Genomic DNA, 1,291 nt, shown 5'->3' with positions numbered 1-1,291 from the left:
TCCACGGCAGCACTTACTTGCTCAATCGTATAGTCAATTTCTTCCTCGGTGTTAAACCTACCCAAACTAAACCGGATGGACGAATTGGCTTCTTCGTTGGTGAGCCCCATGGCCAGCAGTACGTGCGAAGGCTCCATCGTAAAGGAGTGGCAGGCCGAACCGTTGGACACGCAGATGTTTTTGAGATTGAGGATAAGCGCGTCGCTGTCAACGCCCTGAAAGGTGATGTTGGTAACGTTACACGCACGAAACCCGTCATGACCATTTTGTTTGGTGCCATCAATTTTCAACAAAGCGTCTTCCAATTTCTTACGCAGACCAAATAACCGATGAATTTCTTCATGGAGACTTTCCTGCACCAAACTGGCGGCCTTTCCCATGCCAACAATGCCTGCCGTGTTTAGCGTACCGCTCGGAAGTCCGTTTTGATGCCCCCCGCCGAAAAGCAGCGGCGAAATGTTTAACCCTGGGCGAATATACAAAGCGCCTACGCCTTTTGGCCCGTAAAACTTGTGGGCAGACATGGCTAAAATGTCGACTTCTTTCTCAATAACGTCCATTTCATACCGGCCGATAAATTGTGTGGCATCGCACATGAGCAGGACTCCACGCTCGTGGGCACTACTTGCCATTCTACCGAAAGGCTGCAAAACACCGGTTTCGTTATTGATGCCCATAGCACATACCAATACGGTATTGTCTTGGTAGCTGGCTTCCAAAGTGTTTAAGGAAAGATTGATTATTCCATCATCGTCAACGGGCAGATAGGTAACTTCTACGCCTCTTGACTCTAAATATTGACAAGTGTCCAATACCGCCGGATGCTCGGTGCTGATGGTAATGATATGTGGATTATCAATGCCACATTGGGCAATGACTCCTCGGATGGCCATATTGATTGCCTCAGTAGCACCGGAGGTAAAAATGATGTTTTCCGGATTGGCATTGATGAGCTCGCCGACCTGTTCGCGGGCTTTGTCAACTGCCTGTTTGATGCGTTTACCCATCAGATGGCTGCTGGATGCGTTACCATACAAATCTGTCATGTACGGCATCATCGCCTCCAACACCCGAGGGTCAAGCGGCGTGGTAGCGTTGTTGTTCAGGTAAATGTATTTGTTGGTCATGGTAATTGCTCCCTTTGCAATAGGAATCAAATAATTGATATATCAATAATTTTTATTGATATATCAGTATTTAAATATTCAATACAAATGTACATAACATTGGGATACTTGCTGCCGGATGGAGCCAGATATTTGCTAACAAATGATATTGTTTCAACAGATAG

The 1,291-nt window shown here is 46.3% G+C and carries 1 protein-coding gene; it reads right to left on the bottom strand.

Features of this window, described 5'->3' with window-relative positions:
* On the bottom strand, positions 1-1,127 hold a 1,127-nt coding region (locus JHJ32_RS22505; protein ID WP_200122961.1), incomplete at its 3' end, for a cysteine desulfurase family protein.
* Between the last annotated feature and the right edge of the window lie 164 nt (positions 1,128-1,291).

Source organism: Parapedobacter sp. ISTM3 (assembly GCF_016533505.1).
GTDB lineage: Bacteria > Bacteroidota > Bacteroidia > Sphingobacteriales > Sphingobacteriaceae > Parapedobacter > Parapedobacter luteus.
The sequence above is the reverse complement of the archived record's forward strand: the minus strand, read 5'-3'. Positions and strand labels throughout refer to the sequence as shown.